This window comes from Enterobacter cloacae complex sp. ECL414, assembly GCF_021869685.1.
Classification (GTDB): domain Bacteria; phylum Pseudomonadota; class Gammaproteobacteria; order Enterobacterales; family Enterobacteriaceae; genus Enterobacter; species Enterobacter kobei.
This window is the reverse complement of record NZ_CP091483.1, coordinates 11,711-29,227: the sequence shown is the minus strand read 5'-3', so window position 1 is coordinate 29,227 and position 17,517 is coordinate 11,711. Positions and strand designations below refer to the sequence as shown.

Here is a 17,517-nt window from a genome sequence, read left to right as displayed (position 1 = left end):
GGCAGGGGGCGCGAGCGCTGTTTTACGGAATATACAAAAAAAGCACCTCCCGTAAACGGGAGGGCTTCGGCGATTCAGGAACGGGAATTTTATTCTGCCTCTGGTGTGTCGCCTTCCATGCCCTGCCGGGCATCATGGAGCCAGCGGCGGAGGTTACTCATTCTTTCCCGGTTTGCCCGGCTGGGACTTTTTCCCCTGTTACCGCTTAGTATACTCCAGACTCTTAACCCGGCCTCGTTAGTCCAGTGCAATACAATTTCCCCTTTGCTGTTAAATCCCAGCGAAAACCGGACAGCTCCCCGCCTCTGTTCTGCACTGATAAAATCTAAAAACTCCTGTTTTTTCATAGCACCTCCTGTTTTTCTATCAGTGCTTTTGTTTCTTTCTTTTCCAGGGCTTTTCTGAGTAATGCCATGTACTCAGGAAAAGCAGAGAATGGCATCAAGGGAAAAACCGGACGCCCACCCTTTTCAACAGTCTGTATTGCTGATAACATGCGTTCCGACATTTTATATTCCTCGCGAGGGAATTGAGTGTCACGGTATCAGGTTGCCTCCACAACCTGATACCACCCCTAATTGATTAACTCCGCAGTTCTCTTATCGCTTCATTTTTGGCTTCCTCCAGTTCTTTAAGGGTATATGCGAAATTCTTCCAGTTAATTACTTCGTTTATAACCTCAGATTTACTTAAACCACACTCATTAAACCAAAAGTTAATATTTTTCTTGAGGGAATTTTTCGCCGTCAGTTCCTCGGACAACAATTCACTAACAGACGTGATAACATAACCACGACCGCGATTTTTATCTTCGAAAGAATGAACGGCAAGGAAGAGAGTTTCTGAATGGACAAAAGCAGAGCAGGTGATTTTTTCTTTCTTAGTGTTTAAAGCCTGGAAAGTGATAACATACGTGTTCATTTTAGTCTCCCGCCCGTTTGGGCTACTGGATCATGGTAAGGAACTATTCCCGACCTACAAATAAATTATACCATCATATGATGGTAATGCAATTTATTTAGTCACTTTATCCTGATTTTTTTCTCTCTTAACGAGCTGGTAATCTGGATGTTCATCAGCCAGGAGCAAAAGTAATTCATACGTACCAGCGGCTAAACCACGAGACGTTTTACCGGATGTTTCTTTGGCTTGCCAGGCTGATAACGTAAAACCAAACCGTTCAGCGGCTTCCTGCTGCGTAAAGCCAGCTTTAATACGTGCTTGTTTCACCTCTTCAGGTGTTGGCTTAAAACTCATGATTTTGTACCTTCACAATAGTATCTGTATAGAATTTCAATAAAATTGGATCATCAATTTCATCTTTAACGTTCGAGAATTCTTCGTAATAAAATGATTTTTGGAAAACAATCTTTTTAGTTGTTTTTTTATCCGCTTCTTTAGAGCGTACCTTCATCAGTTTTTCAAGTTCAATAAACAAACGTGTTGCATCTTCAGACACAACAATCCTGTATGTTACATTACCTTTGTTTTTCCTGTCGCTCAGGACTTCATTCATTTTTTGCCTCATAGCTGTTTAATAAACCCCGCTACCTTTATGAGCTGATCTACACTCAGGCCACGAATTACCATTTCATATCCGTCGCCCCGTTCTGATACGTTACCATCTAACCCATTCTCAACTTTAAACCCGGTCAATGTCCCATGCCAGCTTTCAAGATGCACTAAACGAGATAGCATTCCTTTCAGGATCAGTTTTTTCTCGCGTTTTTGCTGTAACTGTTGTTCATACTCTCGCGCCATATCTACATTATCTAAAGCATCCGACAGGATTTTCTTTTCAATATCGGCGGCGATTTCTACAGGGTTACGCTCTGGCGATACTGTGCAAGTATGGTAAGGACTTCTCCAGCTGCGACTATCTACGCTTCCAATGATAACTAACCTTCCTTTCTCCATTCGAATATGTATAGAGTAATTTTTAAAATCAGGTGAGGTTAGCTTAATCCTGTACTGGCAATCATCGAGCAGATTTACACGCCAGCCGTTCCCCAGGATTCGACAAACGATTTCAAACACCGGTTTATACCGTTCAAAGAAATTTTTCTGTTCTTTCATCGATTCAGCCTTTTGAACTCAATAAAAAAGCCGTAAATCGAATTACGGCAGTTTTAAGACTATTCATCAAAGTGTCCATCATCACTTGCAGCTTCCTGGGCTTCGCATTCCTGCTGATATGCTTCTTCCTTCGCAAAAAGATGCGCCCATCCTTCTGCGTTTAAGCCACGGTGCAAGACTGAACCATTTTCATTGCATTCTTTGGCTGTAACTTCGATCTCATCCGGGCAAATGTAGGCTCCGTAACTTTCAAAAATGTTTATCAGCTCCGCTTCCGTTATGGTCTTGTTTTTCATCAACGTGTCTCCGAATCAATCTTTGCCATGTTCTAGGGGGCTTTCGCCCCCATTCCGGTTATGCGCTTGCTTCTACACGTGTCCAGCCTGACGCCTTACGTTTACCCGCTGTACCATACATTTCACGAATTTCTTCAATGCTGTGTTCTTTACGGTTCCAGCGGCTTTTGTGTTCTTCAGGACGGTAAAACCATTGTTTTTTCTTAGATGCCCACTTACAGCCCATTTCCTTTAAAATGTCTTTGTGTTCTTTAGTTTCTCCGCTAATCCAGACCCAATTACCAATAACTTCATAGACAATCCCTGTAAGGCCGGAAAGCGTATTCAGAACTTTTTCCAGATCTTCACCGTAGTTGTAACGTGCGTTTTCATCAGTGCTTTGAAACTGATTGATTTTATCAATGTTAGCCATGAGAAAATCAAACGCAGCATTTACTGCTTTCATCAGCTCGGCACCCAATGGATTGCGGTCTGGATGATATTTTAAAGCCGCTTTTTTGTATGCCGCCTTGATGTCCTTTTCAGTCAGATCACCGGATAAACCAAAAACGTTTAATGCTTCCTGAATATTCATTTTTCGCTCCCGCCCGTGTGGGCTTCTGGAATCTGGCAGGGAACCATTCCCAACCAACAAATTCATTATACCATCAAATGATGGTTATGGAATCATTTTTAATGCTTTACATTGTAAAGATTACATAAAGATGTATATTGCTTTACCGCGCATGAAGGGATTTCCGAAAGAGGCGCGAACTGTAGTTACATAATGCGCTGTCGTAACATCGCGCCGGAGACGTTCGCCAGGACTGGCGAACCAACAAGCCCGAATGAGAGCGATAACCCCCCTCACCCCTGCCAGGCCAATTTCTGACTATCAGACGATGTTTAGCCTGTCGCAGTTAGCGCGTGAGCTTGCGAACGGTACGCCGGGTCAGTGTGAAACACTGGCGCGGGGCGCTGTATCTGCGCGTTATGAGATGCGTTAGCAGCGAATTACGGGGCGGGTTGCTGAAACCGATTGATGCCTGACAGCAAAAAATGAATCCGGGCGCCAGCTGCTGCACGAAAATTGCCAGCAAAAAACACTTGGCCATCCTCGCCGGTCGTGAAATTTTGCTGGCATAAGAAATAATCCCCCCGGTATGAGGGGCTTGTCTGAAAGGTTAGTGGTTGGGCTTACTGAGAGTGAACTGTAACCCGGCTACTGCTGCAAGCTGTGCAAGTGTTGTGATGGTCGGGTTTCCGTTCGGGGATAATGCGCGGTAGATACTCTGACGAGCAAGGCCGGATTTTTTGGCCGCCTCTGTTATACCCCCTGATTAGGGATCAGGTTAAAAACGAGCTGTATGACGTTCTAAGCGCATTTTACCCGCTCCGTTGAACCATGACCGGGTTAAAGCGGTTAAAACGCCTCTGAGGGCTTTTGAGAGCATTTAAGAATTGGATCGGAAAAGGATCCCGTCTGGATCTTTTAGAGAGATTACACCGCTCGCCGCAGCCGAACGACAGGGCGAAGCCCGCGAGTGAGCGAGGAAGCGGAATTTCCACGGGGTTTCAATAGAGCACTTACGCGCTAAGGTTAATATTTGCTCAATTTTTGGTGGTGCAGTGCTCAGGGAGGCCAGACGGATCTATCCTCTGGATTTATGCTGAGTTATCCACAGACGCTGTGCATTAAAAGCCTTATATTTTCTTCTTGATCTTAAAAACTTAAAAACTTAGCTCGCTTCAATTACCTGAAAATTATGGAAAAAAATTGCTAAAGGTGAGAGGATTTTTCACGTAAGGTGAGAGGATTTTTCACGTAAGGTGAGAAGATTTTTAAGTTAAGGTAGTTAGATTTTTCACTAAAGATGAGAGGATTTTTCACGTAAGGTGAGAAGATTTTTAACGGTTTCCACAGTTTGACTGAACATCAAGTGAAACATGCGGTTGTTGCTATCTTTAGATATGAAGATCCTCAGATCTTCATATCTAAAGGTGAGAGGTTTTTTAATTAAAGGTTGTATTGTTGTCTTGAATTACAACCTTTGTGGGGTTATGATTTGCCTACATAGGAAAGGTTATATGAGGCTTATCGTGAAGACAGTAACGGGATTAACGAAAGTTAGACATAGAAATGAAGTTGGGGTAACTCTTGCATCCCTTTCCCTTTCAGCAAAAAGAGTGCTTTTTCTGGCTCTTTGCCAGATTGATACAAAGGAAATGTTAGATGATGATATTTTGGAGGTTGATGCTGACTTTTTTTCAAAAGCTACTTCTTTAGATAAATATGCCTCTTATGCAGCTCTGAAAGAGGGAGCTAAAGTTCTTTCTTCAACTACGTTAGTTTTAAACAGAGATGATTTAAAAAATTTGGCTGATGAACTTGGGATACTATCATCTAAGAATAAAATACCTGATCGCTTGGATTTAAACTTAACAGAATTCTGTGCCTATTACGATCATCTTGCAACTGTACGGATAAAATTCACAAATACAGCTAAGCGATATTTTTCTAAGTTGATTGGTTCTGAAAATAGATATACCACTCAGGTATTGAAATCAGTTGTGTTGTTGAACAGTGTAAACTCAACAAACCTTTATCAAGTCATTAGGAAATATTACAGTCAGAATAGTTCAAAAAAATCTTTTGATATATCCGTGGATGATTTAAAAGAGGAAATGGGACTTTATACTATTGAGGAAGGGGAGAAGAAATATAAGTATCCTAAATACTCATTTTTTGTTCGTGATGTTATCAATAAAAGCATTAATGAGATAATTGAGAAAACGGAAATAAATCAGTTATCTTTCTCTGTTGTTGGGAAAAAAGGGAGAATGGCTCACATGCTTAGATTTGAGTTTAGTATAAATGAAAAATCCTCATCCTTTTCGGAAGATGATATGGCATTTTTAGAGGAGTTTGACAAAGTCGTTCCACCAAAAAAGAATAAGTGAGGCAAAACATGGCTAAAATATATGAGTTTCCGCAGGGAGCCGAACGAAGTAAGCTGAAAAAAGAAATCATCCGGGAACGTAAAAAACGATTGCGAGAAACGAACGGTAACCCGGTTATCCGGCACGCTAAATGGTTCTGGTTTTATCTACGTCTTGCTACGGCTGGCGCACTGCATTTAGTCTCTGTTATTTCTCTGGCAGTCCTGGGGGCTTTCAGTAAAGCTATTTTCTGGATTGGTGGAATGCTCTGTGTTGTTACATGGTTCCACCTTGAGCGCCAGTTCTGGACGCCGCAAAATTTCACGATTCCAGTAATCGTAACGCTGTGGGGATTGAGTTTGTTTGCCACTCCCCTGATGGAGCTGCTTAACAAAAAAATGCCGTGGTATCGTCTTCTGGTTCCTGATGCAAAGCACACTAGCACTGAGGCAACCAATGATGATCAGCCGTGAAGCAACAATGTTATCCAGTCGGCTTGCAGTGCTTCTTTCAGCCTTTTATCATCGGTTAATCATAGCGCACGAGGCGAGTTCTTTTCACTGCGATGCAGGATAGGGCAAACGCCGCAAAATGACGTCTCTGACGCCATTCCGCAACGTTTGCCCGGTGACCTACAGTCGGTTCTTGTTGGAGAGAGTTATGAAATATCAGGTTAAAGAGTTTATTAACGAAAAATATTCTAAGGCTGTTAATATTTTAAAGGATAACCTTAAAGAACACTACCATATTTTTTATGGTTTGAGATTAAGTGAGATTCTTTTTCCTGCCAGCGAATACGGCTCTGAAATGTTTTTTCAGGAGTTTGAAGCGATTAACAGTGTAATATTGCCTTTGGTGATTTTTGATTTGATAGACCGAAAGCCGATTATGGTTATCGGCTTCGGTGAAGTATGTGGAGTTGATTCACTTGTTGATTCTGGTATAGAAGTTGTTTCTTTAGACGGTTTAAGCGATCTGCTACTGGTTGAAAAACTGACGCCATTATTTAACTAAACCTCTGGATAACTATCTTTTCAGTTTTCCAGTAAGATTTTTTCTATATCTGAAAGCACTATTTTTTCAATGCTTTCTATATAGTAATGCTCATTAAAACCTGTCATTTCTGTAAATTTTAGCTCTGCATCATCTTTCGAATAAGCAATAACAACTCTGAAATCATTTTCCCACAAATCCCACCTGTATTTGTCTTTTATACGAACCCTGTACAATCCTTTTTGGATAGTGCCATCTTTTTTCTCTTCCTGTACTTTTTTTAATTTTTCATTTTGCACCTGTTGTTCAAGCCATGATTTATTCATAAATCCCCCACGGTTAACGTCTTTAGGCTCGGTTTTTACTTAACGAAATCTTCCGGTTTTACACCTGTTTTTACCTTCATATACTTGCCCTCCCCCCTTAGCTTCGGCTGAAGTTCGGTAAAGTACCATCCGGCAACGGTAATAATGCCTAAAAATACAAAAATAGCAGGCTTCAGAACATCAATAGCTGATACAGCGCATAACTCAATATTGAGATTAGTACAAGTTCCCTCATCAGGTGCATAGAACCCCCATAAGCCTATACCTATAAGGAACATCCCCAATATCGGTTGGATGTATAACAAGTAGATATTAATAAGAGTTTTAATATATCTGAATATGAACATTTTTCTTTCCTTAGGTTTCTTTCTATTTTGGATTTCCAATTCTTAACCAATGTGATGGTTCGACAATCCATTCTCCGCAGTCATAGGCAACGGCCTTATTATGCCTGTTAGCGAACCATACTAACCAGGCTAATAATCGCTGATTGCCGCTGTATTTGGTTTATCTCTAACCATCACAACATATCTCTTTTTCTTAGCCATAACGCTACCCTAATTTTGCAGATTCAAGCAGCCAGTGGTTTTTCAGGTTCTCGTCCAGGTTATCGAATGCGGCCAGCGCTGCCTTTAGAACGGTTGTCTTGCTCTGGCCTGTTCTCTGCGCCTCCGCTTCCAGGATCTCCTCAAAGTACGCTGGCAGTCTGAAGTTCATCAACTTTGGTTTACCCGCTACAGGCGCTCTGGTAGCGCCGGAGATAAAACGCGCGGTTTCTGCGTTTGTTGCTGGTTGCTGAGATTCATCGATGTTCGGGCGGTTTAGTTTTAAAGCCATGAAAATTTCCCCTTGTACGGTATGCATTAATTGTAAATATCATAGTATCTTTATGGTGTATTTACAATGTAAAGATTTCGATGAATATTGTTGATATTTCTATAAAATGCCAATTTCCTGTGCCACAAGTTCAATCTGTGCTTTCGCTGTTGAAAGGCTCGATGCCCGGCTAACGTCATGTACCCCTGCCCCTTCATTACAGGCGCTTTCATACACATCCAGCTCGGATATCCGGGTTTTCAGAGGTTGAATCCAGATGTTGTCCGAACGCAGTAATTTATCCAGATCAATGGCCGCTTTTCTGTGGCGGGGTTTCGCTGAGTTGATTCTGGTGAACAGCACCCACGGTTCCAGAGCTGCGTTAGCTTTCTGAGCGGTGCGGATTTTCTCTGTAACACTGGTCAGTGTTTCGCTTTCGAAATCAGAGGACGGCTTAACCAGTGTCACCACGATATCTGATACTGTCAGGGCGCTACGGAACTCCTGGCTGTCGTGGCCGGGGCAATCGACAATGAGAACTTCACACAGCTTACTAAGGCGCTTAATTTCGTTGCTGACGTTTCCGTAAGCTGCGTGAACCGGGATAGTGAGTAAGCCGTTATCTGTCCGCTTTTCGTTCCAGCTCAACAGATCGTGGTTTTTATCTGTCTTCAGGATAATTACCGACTTACCTTTGTTGACCAGCATTGAGCCTGTGTTAGCCACGTAGGTGCTTTTGCCTACCCCACCTTTATCTGATACGACAAGCAAGATTTTACCCATTTCAGAATCCCTCTCTTTATGTTGTAAAGCTCATGTAAAGATATGAATGTCTTTACATGGTGTGTTTTTCGTAAAGATACTTTTGTCTTTACAGTGTCTTTATAATGCAATGGCTTTACCATGTAAAGCACAAATAAAGATATATTTATCTTTATGGTGTCTTTACATGGTAAATGTTGCTGTGTCTTTATGTGCGCTTTATGGTGTAAATCTTGGTGTGTCTTTACATCATCTTTATGTTGTAAATTTTTAGTGTGACGTTGTCACTATAGGGCTGGGGTCTGTTTGCTGGTTCTTTTTGAGTGTGCCTTCCCTGAACCAACTGAAATGGGTACTGTATGGGTGTGTCTGGTTAACTCAAAATGAACTGGTTCCCTATAATGACTCAAACAGTACCGAAAGGCTTTGTCAGAGCTTACTTACGCGCATCCACGACTGAACAGGATGCAACACGCGCCCTGGACACGATAAATACCTTCGCCATCGAGCGCGGCCTGAGCATCTGTAACTACTACATTGAAAATGAATCAGGTTCTAAGCTTGAACGCCCTGAGTTGTTCCGGCTCCTGAAAGATTGTCAGCAAAACGATATCTTGCTGGTAGAGGATGTGGACAGGCTTTCACGCCTGGTAGGGGAGGACTGGAACACACTGAAGAAAATGATCCGGCAGAAAGATATCCGGGTTGTGGCCGTCAACGTTCCGACAACCTGGCTCGCATCGGGTCACAATGATTTTGACAGCCGAATGTTTTCGGCCATAAACGATATGTTGCTGGATATGCTGGCCGCCGTCGCCAGGCGAGACTATGAACAGCGCCGGGAACGGCAGCAGCAGGGGATCGCCAGGGCGAAAAGGGAAGGGAAGTATAAAGGCCGCCAGGTTAATCAGTCTCGCTATGACGCCATAAACAGGCTGATTGCGAGCGGCAGCTCCTGGAGCCAGATTCAAAAAGTGCTGGGTTGTAGCCGGGCGACTATCAGCAAAGCTGTGAAGCAACAGACCGTTAACAAAATGAACCATGAACCTGAAGGTAGGGAGTAGTTACAACATAATAAACAGTGTGTTGAAGAATAAAACTGATTCTTTATACTGTATATGCATGGGTCTTCCCCGATCATGGTGGGAAGGCTCAGAACGCCATATTCAGCTTTCCGTAGTGGAACATCACCCCCAGTTTAAAGCGCTCCCGGTTTCGGTATCCCCTGGCTTTTATCCTCAGCAGCCTGATCTTGCTGTTAAGTGCCTCCGCATTTCCGTTTGAGACACTGTGTCGCATCGCATTCAGGATCCCGTACAGCCTTTTTCCTATCGTTTTCGCGGCATTTTTCATCATGGGAACGTCACTGTTAGCCGCCAGCGCCAACCATCTCTGCCAGTCACTCCGTCTTTCCTCGCTCCATGGCCTGTTCCAGATATCCTTTGCCAGCTCTTTCAGCGCCCAGCACTGGCTCGTCAGCTTCATCTGTGCACGCAGCCACATCAGCTTTTCCTGCCGGGATTCGGTCATCCACTTATCGCTGTACTGCCACAGGAAGCGGGTTCCTTTTGCCTGGTGTCGGCTTTCAACAGGGAGGTGCGGATGTTCATTCTGACGGGTTTTATCAACTACCTCGCCCAGTTGCTTCGCCACATGGAAGCGGTCAAAGGCGATTTTCTCAACCGCACTGGGTAAGTGGATACGCGCTGCTCTTATATAGCCCGCGTTCATGTCCATTGAGAGCGTTTTGATAGCCAGCAACTGCCCATCAGTGAGCGTGCGAAGATAGCCGGCAAGACTCTCTGTGCCGCGATCATCCGTTAAGGCCAGCGCCCGACCATCGCGATCGGAGATCACCGTTATGTAACGATGTCCTTTTTTAAAGGCGACCTCATCCACATTCATATGACGGGCGGATAATGGCTTTTTTATCCGGGCAAGACCTCGCTTAACTGCCCGGGTCATAATGCCGTCAACCGCATTCCAACTGAGCTTAAGTTGCTTCCTGACAGCATCAACGGTGCTGATTTTCAGCCATGAGAGAACGAACGATTCGAATAGCAACGTATACGGGGTTCGAGGTCCAATGATGTAAAAAACCACGCTAAGAGGTTAATTCATTGTTTGTATTCAAATTTAATGGTCTTAACTCGCCCTTCAGAATATCTTCCGGTAACGAAAACGTATAATGTCCCAGCATATTTATATGGCCATGTATCAGCGGCGATAATCTTGCCAGATGCTCCTCTTCAGGTGTTTCCCCCGATTTGCGAAGATGTGACAACGCCTCCTGCATGTAAAGTGTATTCCACAGCACAACCGCATTGGTCACCAGACCCAGAGCACCGAGTTGATCTTCCTGCCCTTCACGGTAGCGTTTTCTAATCTCACCACGTTGTCCGTAGCAAATGGCTCGAGCCACTGCATGGCGTCCTTCTCCCCGGTTGAGCTGAGTGAGGATCCGACGCCGGTAATCCTCATCATCGATATAGTTGAGAAGATACAACGTCTTGTTGACCCGGCCCACTTCCATAATCGCCTGAGCCAGACCAGATGGTCGGCTACTTCTCAACAGTGAACGAATAAGCTCTGATGCATGGATGGTCCCAAGCTTCAGTGAGCCCGCCATTCGCATCATTTCATCCCATTGGGATTCTATTTTTGACAGTTCAACACATCCCCGGGCCAGCTCATTCAGGGCACCATAATGTGCCGTTTTATCTGCCCGCCAGAATATCGCCCCGCCTGCATCGGCCAGACGAGGGGAAAACTGGTAGCCCAGTAACCAGAACAGGCCAAAAATGATATCGCTGGATCCTGCCGTGTCCGTCATAATTTCTACCGGATTCAGCCCGGTCTGCTGCTCCAGAAGCCCTTCCAGTACAAAGATGGAATCACGAAGCGTCCCGGGAACTACAATGCCATGGAAACCGGAGTATTGATCGGAGACGAAGTTGTACCAGGTGATACCGCGTCCTGAACCAAAGTATTTACGATTTGGTCCGGAATTAACCGTTTTAACCGGTGTGACAAAACGCATACCATCTGCGGAGGCAACCTCACCACCTCCCCAGTACCCCGCGAGCGGCAGCGTGGACTGAAAATCAACCAGCCGTGCATTAGCGGTGACCAGCGTTTCTGCCCTGAGATAATTTTGTTTAACCCAGCTCAGACGATGGCGAGTAAGCGCGGGAATATTATGCTTTATCAGGGGTTCATGCCCTATATTGCAGGCTTCTGCCAGCAGTGTTGCGCACAGACTGACCTGGAGATCCTGCGCCCGAGCACCTGATTCACTGACGTGGCTGAATTCGCGGGTAAAACCGGTTCGGGCATCTATTTCAAGCAACAGCTCCGTCAGATCAACCGGAGGGATCAATTCTCTTACCCGACGATTCAATTGTATCAGTGCCGGTGGCTCATCCAGTTTATCCAGACTGCTAATCGTCAGTGAGGGATGCTTACCTTCATTGCTTATGCTGACCGCTGCGTTGCAGGCAAAACGTGAAGCCACTGATTTCCATGTGTCATCAAGCCGCGTAGCCAGTTGTTCTGCTGCTTTAGTTCCGTCTGATGGATGACCCAGCGCCCGACATACCGGGATGCGTTGTGCCTGCCATTCAGCTCCCTGAAGCAATTTTTGACGCGGGTCCCCCCACCGATCACTGTTCTCCAGCCAGAGATCACGACGGCGCAAAGAATCTTGAAGGCGCTCGAGAAGACACAGCGAGTAACCCGCTCGTAGAATCCTACCATCTCTGTCGTAGACCAGACGTTTCCATGGGCCGGAAATGATTTGCTCTGGTGCATCGTCGAGAATTCGCTTTTTTGAGCCACTCAGTTCGGCCAGATAATGGATTGCTGACAACGTGAGCTCCCCGGCCGGGGCGGCCTGAAAGTGTAAGTCACGCAACATCGCGGACAGGAAACGCTTCACCCGTCCATATTGTTCCACCATTTCATCCTGAAACTGAGTATCTTGCGGGCGCGCCAGCTCATTTACCTTGCCGACGGATTCAGCCAGTTTGTCCTTTGGTATGCGGCGAAAAATAGCCTGCCGCAGAGCTGCTTCATCGGTGTTCTCATCAAGTAATAACGTGCATGCCCGTGCCAGTAATAGCGCGGCACGATCAAGATCTTTCAGGGTCCTGAGCCGCTTTTTCTGCCCGATATTTTTTGCAGAACGCGTGATATCCAGAATAAGCATATCCAGCACATCCACGGCCTCGTCAAGCGCCGAAATTTCCTGTGCTTTCACAAACGCAGTAAGCACGGCCAGTCGCCGTTCGTCAGGCATTCTTGAAATGTATTTCACCGAAGCCATTCCGGCATAACGGGCCAAATTCCGCAGCTGGATGGCAGGCAGACCGGAGAAATTCAACCGGGAAAACTCCATGCTACGCAGTCGGGTATATCGCTCCAGGGCGTCTGTAAATGACGGCCCACTGATAGTGACAGGACCTTTTCGCATCTCCTCCAGCACCGATATACGCTGCCCTTCAGGTATTTCAAGTAAACCGTCCAGTTGTGTTTTCTGCCAGCTGTCAGGCAACAAAGCCAGCCTTCGCCATAATCGTCGACTTGCCCGTTCGCGTACTTCGCCAATCAGCCTTGTCAGAGTCGAGGCTGCGGGTAGCAGGATCTTATTTTGCAGCAACCATGCGGTAGCAAAATCAAACAGCAGACCTGGACGCTCATTGCTGAGCCAGGCGCGAGTATAGAGCAAACGCTTCAGTCTGAATGTCCAGGGGAAATCACCAAAATCATGATAATCATAATAGAGCTTGATAAGCCCCTGATGCTCCCAGCGGGTATTTTCTCTTTCAGCATACCGGGAAAGGATCTCTGGTCGGCTGATGTTCAACTGTGCCGCAATGTAAAAACGGATGAATGAGGGAATTTGAAGGGGATCAGGAAGAAACGTTCCCAGAAAGCGCGCCGTAGTCAGCTGAAGTGCAATCCCCAGCCGGTTATGTTTTCCCCGTCGCTGATTAATAAAAGCAAGGTCACGCTCATCCAGATGAAAATACCGAGCCAGCTGAACCTCATTTGGGTCTGCCACATAGCGACCGTAGTTTTCTGTCTGTTCGCTGGTAAGAAAGTCATCACTCATTGCGCATCCTTTCGTAAACGGGAGTTCTGTCCTTTTTTTAACCGTCTCAAATATTATAAATTGTGAGACTGCTCAAAACGGCATCATACATTAGTATCAAAAATCGCGATTTATACCTTATGATACTACGCAGTATCAATATCGATTTATGAGACCAAAATGGCATTATTAGGATATGCAAGAGTATCAACCAGCCATCAGAAACTGACGAGCCAGATTACTGAACTCAAAACAGCGGGAGTGAGGGATGATCGTGTATTTACTGACATGATGTCAGGAGCAACTGATGAGCGTGCAGGGCTACAGAGACTCCTTGCCAGAGCGGAGAAAGATGACATCATCCTCTGTACTAAAATGGATCGTCTAGGACGTAATACCGCTGATATGATTCGTATTGTGGATACTTGCTATAAAAAAGGCATCGCTATCCGATTTCTAGAGAATGGTCTTAGTACTGAAGGCACAATGGGAAAAATGGTTATCCAGATACTAGCAGCTGTTGCCGAGGCGGAACGAGAAAGGATCTTGGAGCGAACTAACGATGGGCGGAAGACCGCTATGATTAAGGGGGTCAAATTCGGAAGAAAGCCTCACAAGAAGGCTGAATTAGCTAATGAATTGATTAATAAGGACGTACAAGTTAAGGAAGTAATGGAAAAAACGGGTATATCAAGGGCGACCTATTTTAGGCTGAAAAGAAAAACAGCTATTAACTCTAACGAAGGATGAATTCAAAGTGAGTCAATACTTAAAGCTTGGAGATGACCAGTCTCCGGTTCAGTTGGATCCACACAGCGAAGTTGGTGCATTTAAAGTTGTTGGACACTGCTCATGGGCAAAACCAGGAGATAAAATCACTCCTGATTTTTTGCGTTTAAGAATAGAACCTTGGTTAACTGCTCTTTTTCAGTCTGAACACCTAAATATACTTATTGGCGCGGGACTTAGTTCAGCAATCCAAGAGTCAGCGACAGGCACGAAACCTCAAGGCATGGGATGGATTAATGATCTCAAAGTTTGCAAGGCTGAAATAGATAGTTATGTAGCTAAAACAGCTGAAGCCTCAGGAAGAGGAAGAGGTAATATTGAAGACCAAATCCGTTCAATTAATGAGTTAATTAAAGGATTAGAGATTTTAACTGCGCAAAATCTCCCACTTCCAGAACCGCCTCCTGGTGCTCTCCCATATCGAAATTTAAAAAGTGAGTTAGTTGAGTTAAATAATGAGCTAACAAGATGTTTGAAATTATTCTCAGATTCAGTTAGTAATGGGGAAAAGTTAATTCGCGATGCAAAAAACGATTTAAAAACACAAACGTTTAATTATTTAGTAAGTTTTTTGATGAGTTTTTCAAGTCGAACAGCGACAAGGGATCGATTACATATTTTCACGACGAATTACGACAGGATAATTGAAGCAGGAGCTGAAATAGCAGGTATTCGACTAATTGACAGATTTGTTGGTACTATAGCGCCTATTTTCAGATCTTCGCGACTAGAAGTCGACTATCATTATAATCCACCGGGTATTCGTGGTGAACCAAGATATTTGGAAGGTGTGGCGCGCTTTACTAAATTACATGGCTCATTGGACTGGTATACTACCGAAGGAGCCATAAGGCGATTTGGATTACCTTTTGGTGCGAGTTCGGTGGAACCCTTTTTACAAGTGGAGGCTGCTGGAGCAGCGAACTATCATCAATTAATGATTTATCCAAACTCGGTTAAAGACCGAGAAACATCAGAATACCCTTATGTTGAACTATTCAGAGACTTAGCATCTGCAACATGTCGTCCTAATAGTACTTTGGTAACATATGGTTATAGTTTTGGAGATGAACATATAAACCGTGTTATTATTGACATGCTGACAATACCCTCAACGCATATAGTAATAATTGCCTACGGCGATCCACTCGGTAGAATTATGCGCTTTGTAAACGAAAGTGGAAGAAAAGCTCAAATATCTTTATTACTTGGTGACCACTTTGGAGATATCAAGAATTTAGTGGATTTTTATCTTCCTAAAGCAGCGATAGACAGATCATCAATTCGTATGGCAGAACTATTGAAATCAAGGGGTTTATATCGTACAACAATTTCAAATAATAGCGAGGATGCTGAATGAACTCATTTCCGATTGAACAAGGTGAGCAACTCAGGGTCGGCACTGTAGATTTTGTTTCACCTAATGAAATTAGAGCAATATTAGAGATTGACTCACCTGATACTGTTGCTTTGAATGCAGGAACGCCTAGAAACTTTCCAAGAGTAAACAGTTATGTATTAATATCATGTGATAATGGTTACTTAGTTGGGCAAATAGAGTGGCTTGCTGTAGAACATTCGCCTTATCCAAAACAAAGAGATGTTCAAGAATTTGGTTTAGTAAATCTACCATTCCCCCGAAAAAAAATAAGTTTGAATCCGGTGGGAATGCTTAAACGTTTGTCCAAAGATGGTACTGATTATTTCAGATTTCAACGAGGTTCTGAATCGTTTCCTTCTATTGGGGCTGCTATTTTACTACCGACAGATTTACAACTTAGATCAATAGTCGAATCTGGAAATAATAGGCGAGTGATCATTGGACAAAGTCCACTTGCGAACAATGCAAATGTAGCTGTAGATCCTGATAGATTATTTGGTCGTCATATAGCAGTGCTCGGAAATACTGGTAGCGGTAAGTCTTGCTCTGTATCTGGATTAATCCAGTGGTCACTCGAATCTGCATTGGAATCACAAATAAAACCAAATGCCAGATTTATCATCCTAGACCCCAACGGCGAGTATGCACGTGCTTTGGGGCCAACGACGAAATTTAAAGGTAGAGTATTTAAGGTTGAGGCTGAAGGCAGTGAAAACCAATTACAAGTACCCTCATGGTTTTGGAATAGTTCGGAGTGGGCATCATTCACGCAAGCAAGTCCTAAAGCACAACTTCCATTACTAAAACGCTCCTTGAGAGCAATGAGAAATGAAGAATTTGATTTACAAAAGAATATAGATATAGAAGTTAAAAAATACCTAGGTACAATTTTGGTTTCTTTAAAAGCGGATAAATCTAAAGGAGCAGCGGCACTTAATGATTTCCCTGGAGCCAAAAATCTTTTGGCTAAAATTAATATTTGGCGTCAGAGTCTGGAAGAATACAAAGCGAGATTAACTACACCATGCCCTGAGTTAGATAAATTAATCATCTCTATTCAAGATTTTTGTGGGCAAAGAGAAGGCAGATATCCAGATTACAATGCTAAAGTTAGCGCAGTTGATAACATCATAAATGGAGTGTTATCTTCATTTCAGAGCCTTGGAGGCGATGAGTGTGAACTCCTTCCTAAAAACGAGGATATCCCCGTCCCTTTTGACGGAAATAATTTAGTCTCCTATTTAGAGGCGTTAGCACAAGAAAATGGTAGCGAGCAATATGTTGAATATCTAGTAGCTAGAATACGCACAATGCTTGCGGATACAAGAATGAAACCCATAACCAATGACTCAGAGCATAGAGTTGACTTGGCTAATTGGTTAGAAACATATATTGGGAAAGATGGTGATGGTGATAGCTGCGTTTCAATTATTGATCTTTCTTTAGTACCAACTGAAATTACTCATCTTGTGACAGCTGTCATTTCAAGAATTATTTTTGAATCATTGCAACGTTATAGACGACTATATAACAAATCTTTACCTACGGTACTTGTTGCTGAAGAAGCACATACATTTATTAAACGGTATCGTGAGGACAGTGAAAATCAGGATGTCGCAGCTGTTTGCTGTCAAGTATTTGAGAAAATTGCACGAGAAGGCAGGAAATTTGGTCTCGGTATGGTTATTTCTTCGCAACGACCATCAGAATTATCACCTACAGTTTTATCTCAATGTAATACTTTTCTTCTGCATCGAATTAGCAATGACAAAGATCAGGAGCAAGTTCATAAAATGGTACCCGACAATTTGCGAGGATTACTCCGTGAATTGCCTTCATTGCCATCTCAACATGCAATACTGATGGGCTGGGCATCTGAACTTCCTGTCTTAGTTAAAATGAAAAATTTGACGAAAGAGCAGCAACCCCATTCTGATGACCCTGATTTCTGGGATGTTTGGACAAGAAAGGATGCTGATGGGAAATTGGTCGAGAGAACGGCCAATTGGGAAGCTGTTGTAAAGGAATGGCAACAAAATTGAACTGAAGTAGGATGTGAAAACGGGA

At 43.8% G+C, this 17,517-nt stretch carries 20 protein-coding genes and 2 pseudogenes; 7 read left to right on the top strand and 15 right to left on the bottom strand.

Translation table 11 applies throughout. The features are described 5' to 3' along the window. Positions 1 to 89: 89 nt before the first annotated feature. The 9 genes and pseudogenes from L3068_RS25035 to L3068_RS24995 form a co-directional block, all read right to left on the bottom strand. Entirely contained in the window at positions 90 to 347 is a 258-nt protein-coding gene (locus tag L3068_RS25035; RefSeq protein WP_004199355.1) for a hypothetical protein, read from the bottom strand. Next, positions 344 to 508, bottom strand: a complete 165-nt coding sequence (locus L3068_RS25030) for a hypothetical protein (protein WP_000004083.1) — start codon at positions 506 to 508, stop codon at positions 344 to 346. Before L3068_RS25030 ends, L3068_RS25035 begins: the two co-directional genes overlap by 4 nt. Positions 509 to 582: 74 nt before the next feature. Beyond that, a complete protein-coding gene (locus L3068_RS25025) occupies positions 583 to 921 on the bottom strand; it encodes a hypothetical protein (protein ID WP_001099725.1) in 339 nt (112 codons plus the stop codon). A 93-nt stretch (positions 922 to 1,014) separates the two neighbouring features. Then, positions 1,015 to 1,257: a hypothetical protein gene (locus L3068_RS25020; protein WP_000008707.1), complete on the bottom strand. Its 243-nt coding sequence runs from the start codon at positions 1,255 to 1,257 to the stop codon at positions 1,015 to 1,017. After that, on the bottom strand, positions 1,247 to 1,516 hold the full coding sequence (locus tag L3068_RS25015) for a hypothetical protein (protein WP_001006717.1): 270 nt from the start codon (positions 1,514 to 1,516) through the stop codon (positions 1,247 to 1,249). The genes L3068_RS25020 and L3068_RS25015 overlap by 11 nt, the downstream gene beginning before the upstream one ends. An 8-nt stretch (positions 1,517 to 1,524) precedes the next feature. Next, the gene (locus tag L3068_RS25010) at positions 1,525 to 2,076 is read right to left on the bottom strand and encodes a hypothetical protein (protein WP_000662998.1); all 552 of its coding nucleotides are present in this window, start codon (positions 2,074 to 2,076) and stop codon (positions 1,525 to 1,527) included. Positions 2,077 to 2,135: 59 nt separating this feature from the next. Beyond that, positions 2,136 to 2,372, bottom strand: coding sequence for a hypothetical protein (locus tag L3068_RS25005; RefSeq protein WP_000792381.1), 237 nt, complete (start codon positions 2,370 to 2,372; stop codon positions 2,136 to 2,138). Positions 2,373 to 2,430: 58 nt separating this feature from the next. After that, positions 2,431 to 2,946 (bottom strand): DnaJ domain-containing protein, encoded by a 516-nt coding sequence (locus L3068_RS25000; protein ID WP_001025390.1) that lies wholly within the window; start codon positions 2,944 to 2,946, stop codon positions 2,431 to 2,433. Positions 2,947 to 3,535: 589 nt separating this feature from the next. Next, positions 3,536 to 3,688 (bottom strand): annotated as a pseudogene (locus L3068_RS24995) (helix-turn-helix domain-containing transcriptional regulator); the annotation flags it as partial. 610 nt (positions 3,689 to 4,298) lie between these two features. Here L3068_RS24995 and L3068_RS24990 point away from each other — a divergent pair. The 3 genes from L3068_RS24990 to ddp1 all read left to right on the top strand — a co-directional run bounded on the left by L3068_RS24990 (position 4,299) and on the right by ddp1 (position 6,305). Then, on the top strand, positions 4,299 to 5,312 hold the full coding sequence (locus tag L3068_RS24990) for a replication initiation protein (protein WP_001348704.1): 1,014 nt from the start codon (positions 4,299 to 4,301) through the stop codon (positions 5,310 to 5,312). Positions 5,313 to 5,320: 8 nt separating this feature from the next. Beyond that, the gene (locus tag L3068_RS24985) at positions 5,321 to 5,764 is read left to right on the top strand and encodes a hypothetical protein (protein ID WP_001074369.1); all 444 of its coding nucleotides are present in this window, start codon (positions 5,321 to 5,323) and stop codon (positions 5,762 to 5,764) included. Between the two features lie 187 nt (positions 5,765 to 5,951). After that, entirely contained in the window at positions 5,952 to 6,305 is a 354-nt protein-coding gene (ddp1, locus tag L3068_RS24980; protein WP_000877224.1) for a DNA distortion polypeptide 3, read from the top strand. A gap of 20 nt (positions 6,306 to 6,325) precedes the next feature. Here ddp1 and L3068_RS24975 read toward each other — a convergent pair whose 3' ends face one another. The 4 genes from L3068_RS24975 to L3068_RS24960 all read right to left on the bottom strand — a co-directional run bounded on the left by L3068_RS24975 (position 6,326) and on the right by L3068_RS24960 (position 8,209). Continuing rightward, positions 6,326 to 6,610 carry a hypothetical protein gene (locus L3068_RS24975; RefSeq protein ID WP_001043731.1) on the bottom strand — a complete coding sequence of 95 codons (285 nt, stop codon included), beginning with the start codon at positions 6,608 to 6,610 and terminating at the stop codon, positions 6,326 to 6,328. 35 nt (positions 6,611 to 6,645) lie between these two features. After that, positions 6,646 to 6,957: a hypothetical protein gene (locus L3068_RS24970; protein WP_000469598.1), complete on the bottom strand. Its 312-nt coding sequence runs from the start codon at positions 6,955 to 6,957 to the stop codon at positions 6,646 to 6,648. A gap of 205 nt (positions 6,958 to 7,162) precedes the next feature. Further along, positions 7,163 to 7,447 carry a YlcI/YnfO family protein gene (locus L3068_RS24965; RefSeq protein WP_001185481.1) on the bottom strand — a complete coding sequence of 95 codons (285 nt, stop codon included), beginning with the start codon at positions 7,445 to 7,447 and terminating at the stop codon, positions 7,163 to 7,165. Between the two features lie 99 nt (positions 7,448 to 7,546). Further along, complete coding sequence (locus L3068_RS24960) at positions 7,547 to 8,209, bottom strand: nucleotide-binding protein (RefSeq protein WP_000516402.1); 663 nt, start codon at positions 8,207 to 8,209, stop codon at positions 7,547 to 7,549. 380 nt (positions 8,210 to 8,589) lie between these two features. Between L3068_RS24960 and L3068_RS24955 the strand changes: the two genes are divergently transcribed. Continuing rightward, positions 8,590 to 9,252, top strand: a complete 663-nt coding sequence (locus tag L3068_RS24955) for a recombinase family protein (RefSeq protein WP_001549893.1) — start codon at positions 8,590 to 8,592, stop codon at positions 9,250 to 9,252. Positions 9,253 to 9,340: 88 nt separating this feature from the next. Here L3068_RS24955 and L3068_RS24950 read toward each other — a convergent pair. Both L3068_RS24950 and L3068_RS24945 read right to left on the bottom strand, forming a co-directional pair. Then, positions 9,341 to 10,273, bottom strand: a pseudogene (locus L3068_RS24950) (ISL3-like element ISKox3 family transposase); the annotation flags it as partial. A 19-nt stretch (positions 10,274 to 10,292) separates the two neighbouring features. After that, positions 10,293 to 13,301 carry a Tn3 family transposase gene (locus L3068_RS24945; protein WP_016156490.1) on the bottom strand — a complete coding sequence of 1,003 codons (3,009 nt, stop codon included), beginning with the start codon at positions 13,299 to 13,301 and terminating at the stop codon, positions 10,293 to 10,295. A gap of 159 nt (positions 13,302 to 13,460) precedes the next feature. On the opposite strand from L3068_RS24945, the gene L3068_RS24940 reads away from it, so the two are divergent. From L3068_RS24940 to L3068_RS24930, 3 genes are read left to right on the top strand one after another with little or no spacing between them, the layout of a single operon-like run. Beyond that, the gene (locus tag L3068_RS24940) at positions 13,461 to 14,030 is read left to right on the top strand and encodes a recombinase family protein (RefSeq protein WP_004098989.1); all 570 of its coding nucleotides are present in this window, start codon (positions 13,461 to 13,463) and stop codon (positions 14,028 to 14,030) included. 7 nt (positions 14,031 to 14,037) lie between these two features. Further along, a complete protein-coding gene (locus L3068_RS24935; protein ID WP_004098990.1) occupies positions 14,038 to 15,429 on the top strand; it encodes an SIR2 family protein in 1,392 nt (463 codons plus the stop codon). Then, positions 15,426 to 17,492 carry an ATP-binding protein gene (locus tag L3068_RS24930; RefSeq protein ID WP_004098991.1) on the top strand — a complete coding sequence of 689 codons (2,067 nt, stop codon included), beginning with the start codon at positions 15,426 to 15,428 and terminating at the stop codon, positions 17,490 to 17,492. The genes L3068_RS24935 and L3068_RS24930 overlap by 4 nt, the downstream gene beginning before the upstream one ends. The last annotated feature ends 25 nt before the right edge of the window (positions 17,493 to 17,517 follow it).